The organism is Flammeovirga aprica JL-4 (genome assembly GCF_012844305.1).
Classification (GTDB): Bacteria; Bacteroidota; Bacteroidia; order Cytophagales; family Flammeovirgaceae; genus Flammeovirga; species Flammeovirga aprica.
In genome coordinates this window covers 23,133-29,242 of sequence record NZ_JABANE010000104.1, presented here as the reverse complement: position 1 = coordinate 29,242, position 6,110 = coordinate 23,133, and the positions used below count along the sequence as shown (strand labels likewise).

Below are 6,110 nucleotides of genomic sequence, written 5' to 3'. Positions count from 1 at the left end.
AAAGAAAATGCTAGAGATATTATGCATAAAAGTTACACTCAAATATTAACGAAAACTTAGTTTACAATGTACTTAGTACTTAAATCAAAAATAAATAGAATTAACTATGATTTATTTTTGAATTTGTACTTAGTAAAAAAATATATTCCAAACATGTTCTAAATGAAACATCAGAAACACGCCAAAATAACTCGAAAGGAAATAGGGAATTACGGTATCAATGAAGTGGCTGTAATGGGCACAACCTGTGGTGATATCAAATCATTTGTTGCTTCGGTTTCTAAAGAATTAGCACCGCTTAAGGTTGCATTTATGGATATGGACCATAAAAGTGACGAAGAAGAAAAAGTGAAATCATTCTTCGGTGATACAGTGGTGACGTATACTGATAAGATTAATTTCAAACGCTTTGACTCACAAGAATCTTATTCTTCTTTTGAGTTAAGACAGCTGTTTAAAAGCTGTGATATTACCCTGGTTAATGGTAATCATTTTGAAGGTCAAAAACAGTTACTTTTTGTAGATGATAGAAAGCCTTTGCTCAAAAAAGTCGCTAAGATTAAAAATCCTATAGGAGTAGTTTTTACGGAAGGAAAAGAAGCGTTGTCAGAGGATTTATTAAAGGAGAAACCTGAATTAGCGGAACTCCCTACTTTCAGAAGTGATGACCTGAAGGATATAGCCTCTTTTATTCAATCTCAATCTGTGATCAAACCTAAACTGAAAGGATTGGTGCTAGTAGGGGGTAAAAGCACAAGAATGGGAGAGGATAAATCCATGTTAGACTATCATGGGCAACCTCAATGGAAACATTCCTATGACCTCTTAAGTCAGTATTGTGATGAAGTGTATGTTTCTGTAGCGGATAAGAAAGAGCAGTTTTCAGAGGTGAAGCAACTTCAAGATAAGTTTATAGGACTGGGCCCTATGAGTGGTATTCTTTCTGCATTTCAGGAAGATCCAAATGCGGCTTGGCTTGTAGTAGCTTGTGATTTACCATTGCTCAGTGCTTCTTCCCTAAATCAATTAGTGAATGCGAGAAACCCACAGAAATACGCTACATCATTCAAAAGTCCAACAATGGAATTTCCAGAACCGTTGATTTGTATCTGGGAGCCAAAAGCTTATGGCAGATTGTTGGAATTTTTGAGCTGGGGTTATTCTTGTCCTCGAAAAGCATTGATCAATAGTGATATAGAATTGCTTATTGCAGATCATGAAGAGGAAATGACCAATGCAAATACGCCTGAAGAGTTTCAGAAAATAAAAGGCCTTTTGTAATAGTTTGGCTTAGAAAATATTAAACCCACTCGTCTCTATTGAAATGAGTGGGTTTGTTTTTAGCAGTTTGACTGCTTAGTATTTATCACAATTGATTAGAATAAATCCCAGTTTCCTTTGCCGTAATAAGTCGGTAAGACAGGGTTGTGCACAGTATTCACTTCCACCTTCAAACTATCAAACTCTATAAGTCCCTTACCGAAAGAAGTAATACTGTGGAGAGATTCGTTGTTGAGCCATCGTGTTGGGATGCCTTCGATGTCAAGGTTTCTAATTCTGTTTTTCATTTCCTCAGAACTGAGTGTTTTTGTACCCATTACCCATCCCCATTCACCAAGAGTAAGTACTTGATTTCTCATAGGAATAGTGTTGAAACCGGCTTCCTGCATGGTCTTTTCAATACAGTAAAATGCCTTTGTTGCATAATAAGGGCTTCCGGCTTGTGTAACGATCACACCATTTGGTCTTAAATGATGCCAGCACATTCTGAAGGTCTCCATGGATTGCAATCTGCCTAATTCAATGGATTTTGGATCTGGAAAGTCCATCAGAATAACATCAAAAAATTCTTCGGTTTTTTCAAGGTAAGTAAATGCATCTCCATTGATAACCTCCACTTTCGGATGATTAAGAGCATTTCCATTCAATTCAACAAAAATTGGATGTTCTTGTCCTAACCTTGTCATTCCAGGGTCTAGATCCACAAGAGTAACTTTTTCCACAGAAGGATATTTCAAAGCTTCTCTTGCCAGACAGCCGTCTCCACCGCCCAATATCAATACTTTTTGAGGGTGTCCATTTAGCGACAGTGCAGGAATAGCCATTGGCTCGTGATACAGCCATTCATCAAAAGTACTCAGCTGTAAATGTCCATTGATATAAAGCCAATAATCGTTTTTCCATTTTGTAACCACAAGTCGTTGATAGGACGTTTGCTCTTGAAAAACAACCTTGTCTTTATAGAGTTGCTGTTCGCCATAATTGATTACTTTATCAGCATAGAACATCCCTACGCCAATAACAATAAACAATGAGATACTTCCAGCTTTCAGTTTTTTCACCCATGAAGGAGAGACAATATCATCCAGTCTCCACAATAAAAGGATAGCAACACTTAGATTGACAAATCCCAAAATAAATGGAGTGTAAGTCAGTCCAAGAAAAGGAAGTCCTACAAAAGCGAAAAATAAACCACCGAAAAGACTACCAAAGTAATCCTTCTCCATAACGGATGAAATATTGACTTTCAGTGTTTCAAAAGAATCATTCAAACGTGTAGCCAAAGGGATTTCAAGTCCAATAAGGAAGCCTATACAAATACTGGTGAAATAAATTAATACGCCATCAATTGGTAAAGGAAAAACGTACAGGTCTTGATTGAAACTGACATACGCTGAAATACCATAGGCAATAATAGAACTGAAAGAAACCAGAAAGGAAAGTAAAAACTCTACTAGGATAAATTTTTCGATCAGATTCTTGTCTAAATACTTACTGTATCTACTCCCAAGCCCCATTGCAAAAAGCATAAAAGAAAGGGTAAGGGTCCATTGTAAAACAGAGTTGCCAAGAAAATATGTGGCTAATGTAGATAAGACATATTCAGCAACAATACCTGATAAACCAGTAGCGAACAGCGCTAATTTTAATGTATTTGATTTAGATAAAAACGAAGTTCTCATTGTTTGTTTGCAACAAAAACCCCCAGTTTTGAAGAACTGAGGGCATTGAAATTAGTTATTGTATATTTTCTATTTTCCTCCCGAAGAAGAAGATCTTGACCTTGAGGATGACCCACTGCCGTATCGGGATGAAGTACTTTTGTAACCTGTTGATTTTGATCCTGCTGCAGAACGAGCCGGAGAGCGGCTAACACTGTTGTTGACAGTGCTTTTGAAACTGCTGTTAGAACTCATTCTTCTTGAGAAGCTAGGGTTTGATTTAGTAGCCCCTGATGAGTAACTGCCGTATCTTGGCGATCCAGAGCTACCACCGTAGTAGTTTCTACCCGAACTGTAATGCCTTCTATAATCGTAATAGCTTGATCTGTAAATTGGTCCGTAATAACCCATTCCAAAAATACTTCTGAACATTGCATATCGGCCATAAAATTCCCAGAAGCTAGTACCTGTACTTGGATTAGTTCTCCACTGTCCGTATCGTGTGTTGCCTACATATCCTGAATATCCAGGAGGTGATACTTGTTTTGAAACTTTACCATCAACTTTTGAAGCGATTTCCATTCCGATATCACCAGAATGTAAATTGAAAAATGATTCCGATACAGGGTACCATTCTGTTACTTTACTCTGAGGAACACTATCGGCCCCCATTGTAATAATTTTATATTGATGTCTATATTCATTAGCTGTGAACATATGCTCTTCAGCATCCATGTCGTGAAGTAAAACTGTAAAATTCTTTACATCACTCATGTCAATAATAAACTGATCTACCGGAGTTTTTTTGAAAGTTTCTTGAGAAGAACAAGAAATCAAAAAAATCAAGGATAGAACACCGACTATTCTTCTCATTTTTTTAGATGTTTGCACGTTAAGATTGTGAATGTATATAAATATGTAACGTAATCTGAAGTAAAAGGATTTAAGTGCTAAAATATAAAAGGTAATTATAGTTTTAGTTCTTTTGCTTGCATACCTAGCTTACAGGCAAGACATTGCTGAAAGCATCCGGTGGATAAACAATACCTCTTGATGCTTCGAATTCCTCTTCTCCAAAACGTTCTAGTGTAAGTACTTTCTTTTCAGTATCATCATAATATTCCCAGCACATATATTCCATACTGTCTTTTCTGTCTGTTTCTTCAGTATTTCTCCAATACCCAATACTTCTGCTGTCTCTGTAATAAGTTACTCCTTCAAAAGTAATTTGCTTTGGTGGTTTGCCTTTTTGTAAAATTCCATCTTCTACTTCTTCAGGAAGTCTTCCCCATACAATTTTTCGTGATACTGTACCTGTCACAATATCATCTATATCCACGCTTAAGAAAACAGTATCTGATGGGCTTTCAAGTTTGAATTCATAAGAGAAGTCATTGTCTCCCCAATCATATTCGTACATCTCTGTAACTTCCCATGTTTGAAGATCGAAATCTAGTACATATCCTTTACGTAAATCAACAATTCCAATATTAGTAGGGTCATAGTGTGACTCCTCTTTCTTTTTCTTTTTGAAAAATCCGAATGGCATATCTATTTATATTTTATTTGACGCTATCAAATATAATATAAAACTCATAATTAGAATGTTTTAGGAAACATAATTTTCATTAAAAAAAGAAAGAATCAGCAGTAATATTTAATCCCTTTCGATGATAGAGAACTTTCTTCCTTCTTTTGCCAGCTCAGTATTTTCAAATTCTGTTTTAGATTCTTCTAAAAGCACCTTCAAATCACCGTATCGAGCAGAAAAGTGACCGATTAAAAGTTTACCTACCTTGGCTTCCTTTGCAATTTGACCAGCTTGCAGTGCAGTGGTGTGAAAAGTAGTATTAGCCCTTTCTAAATGCCTGTGCATGAAAGTAGATTCATGATACAATAAATCAACGCCATATACTTTAGAAATGACAGAACGGCTGAACTTGGTATCAGAACAGAATGCATAAGACCTTGATCGGCGAGGAGGGAGCGTTACATCTTTGAACTGTATTGTCTCTCCTTGAAATTCAATATCCTCTCCACGCTTCAATGCTCTGAAGGCATCAAAAGGCAAGCCGGAAGGTAATTTTTCAGGAATGATTCTATACTGCTTCTTTTTCTCCCTAAATAAGAAACCTGTGCATGGTACTCTATGAATCAGCGGAATCGTTTCCACAGTGATATGATCATTCTCAAAAATCACATCAGGGAACATTGTAGGATTATCGTAAAGACAGATTTTATAATTCAGTTCGGTATTAGAGTGCTTGAAGCTTGCCAATAACACTTCATCCAGTCCTCTAGGTCCGTGAATATACAGAGGTGCCGTTCTACGTTGGATATTCATCGTAGAGAGAAGTCCCGGTAAACCGAAGAAATGATCACCATGCAGGTGACTGATAAAAATATGCTCGATTTTGTGCAGGCTGATCCCCATTTCCAATAATTGATGCTGAGTAGCTTCTCCACAGTCAATCAGAAACTGATGATTACCTATACGTACATGTTGAGATGTCATGTGCCTGCCTTTTACAGGTACAGCAGCACTCGACCCTAGAATTGTGATTTCGAACGACAAGGGATAAGTTTGTTAGTAATAAATCAATAAGCAGTTGAAAAGTGATTATGAAAGATTTTGTCACCTTTTTTTATCTATTGTCAAGAATAGATCATGATGCAAAGTATTTCAAACCAAACCCTTTAACTGCCTAAAAAGCTCGAATTGCAAAAATTGCAATTCGAGCTTTATAAAAATAATACTATTTAATAATAAGGCTTAATTTTCTTCTTCGCCTTCAATATCTTTTTCGATTTCGTGTAAAAATACAGAATCAATCGCCTCTTGAACCGTAGGTAAAAGGTTAAGTACTGTTTCTAACTTAGAAATCTTGATTAATTTCATTACGTGTTCGTTTAATCCTGCAAGGACTAATCTACCGTTTACTTCACCAGCAAGACGGTTAGCTACTAAAATTGAGCTTAATCCTGATGAATCAACATATTTTACATTTGATAAATCAATGATTAGATTCTCAGTACCAGATTGGAACATTGTTACAATCTCCGCTTTTAACTGAGGTGCTTTCAAAGAATCTAACTTTTCTTCTTCAGGAATTAAAACTGTATATTTTTCGCTCTTATTTACAGAAAATCTCATAATTTCTTTTAATA

6 protein-coding genes are annotated in these 6,110 nt (G+C 36.2%); 1 reads left to right on the top strand and 5 read right to left on the bottom strand.

Annotation, left to right across the window (positions count from 1 at the left end):
• The first annotated feature begins 162 nt into the window (after positions 1-162).
• Complete coding sequence (locus HHU12_RS26660) at positions 163-1,281, top strand: NTP transferase domain-containing protein (protein ID WP_205960001.1); 1,119 nt, start codon at positions 163-165, stop codon at positions 1,279-1,281.
• 95 nt (positions 1,282-1,376) lie between these two features.
• Here the strand turns inward: HHU12_RS26660 and HHU12_RS26655 are convergent, their stop codons facing one another.
• The 5 genes from HHU12_RS26655 to HHU12_RS26635 all read right to left on the bottom strand — a co-directional run bounded on the left by HHU12_RS26655 (position 1,377) and on the right by HHU12_RS26635 (position 6,096).
• Complete coding sequence (locus tag HHU12_RS26655) at positions 1,377-2,963, bottom strand: polyamine aminopropyltransferase (protein ID WP_169659790.1); 1,587 nt, start codon at positions 2,961-2,963, stop codon at positions 1,377-1,379.
• 69 nt (positions 2,964-3,032) lie between these two features.
• Positions 3,033-3,815 (bottom strand): hypothetical protein, encoded by a 783-nt coding sequence (locus HHU12_RS26650; RefSeq protein WP_169659789.1) that lies wholly within the window; start codon positions 3,813-3,815, stop codon positions 3,033-3,035.
• A 124-nt stretch (positions 3,816-3,939) separates the two neighbouring features.
• On the bottom strand, positions 3,940-4,491 hold the full coding sequence (locus HHU12_RS26645; RefSeq protein ID WP_169659788.1) for a DUF4178 domain-containing protein: 552 nt from the start codon (positions 4,489-4,491) through the stop codon (positions 3,940-3,942).
• A 108-nt stretch (positions 4,492-4,599) separates the two neighbouring features.
• Positions 4,600-5,517: a ribonuclease Z gene (locus HHU12_RS26640; protein ID WP_169659787.1), complete on the bottom strand. Its 918-nt coding sequence runs from the start codon at positions 5,515-5,517 to the stop codon at positions 4,600-4,602.
• 198 nt (positions 5,518-5,715) lie between these two features.
• Positions 5,716-6,096, bottom strand: coding sequence for an STAS domain-containing protein (locus HHU12_RS26635; RefSeq protein WP_169659786.1), 381 nt, complete (start codon positions 6,094-6,096; stop codon positions 5,716-5,718).
• Positions 6,097-6,110 lie beyond the last annotated feature (14 nt).

Bases quoted from the DNA above. Each gene is read 5' to 3' on its own strand.
- HHU12_RS26660 (WP_205960001.1), top strand. From the start codon at position 163: ATGAAACATCAGAAACACGCCAAAATAACTCGAAAGGAAATAGGGAAT.
- HHU12_RS26655 (WP_169659790.1), bottom strand. From the start codon at position 2,963: ATGAGAACTTCGTTTTTATCTAAATCAAATACATTAAAATTAGCGCTG.
- HHU12_RS26650 (WP_169659789.1), bottom strand. From the start codon at position 3,815: ATGAGAAGAATAGTCGGTGTTCTATCCTTGATTTTTTTGATTTCTTGT.
- HHU12_RS26645 (WP_169659788.1), bottom strand. From the start codon at position 4,491: ATGCCATTCGGATTTTTCAAAAAGAAAAAGAAAGAGGAGTCACACTAT.
- HHU12_RS26635 (WP_169659786.1), bottom strand. From the start codon at position 6,096: ATGAGATTTTCTGTAAATAAGAGCGAAAAATATACAGTTTTAATTCCT.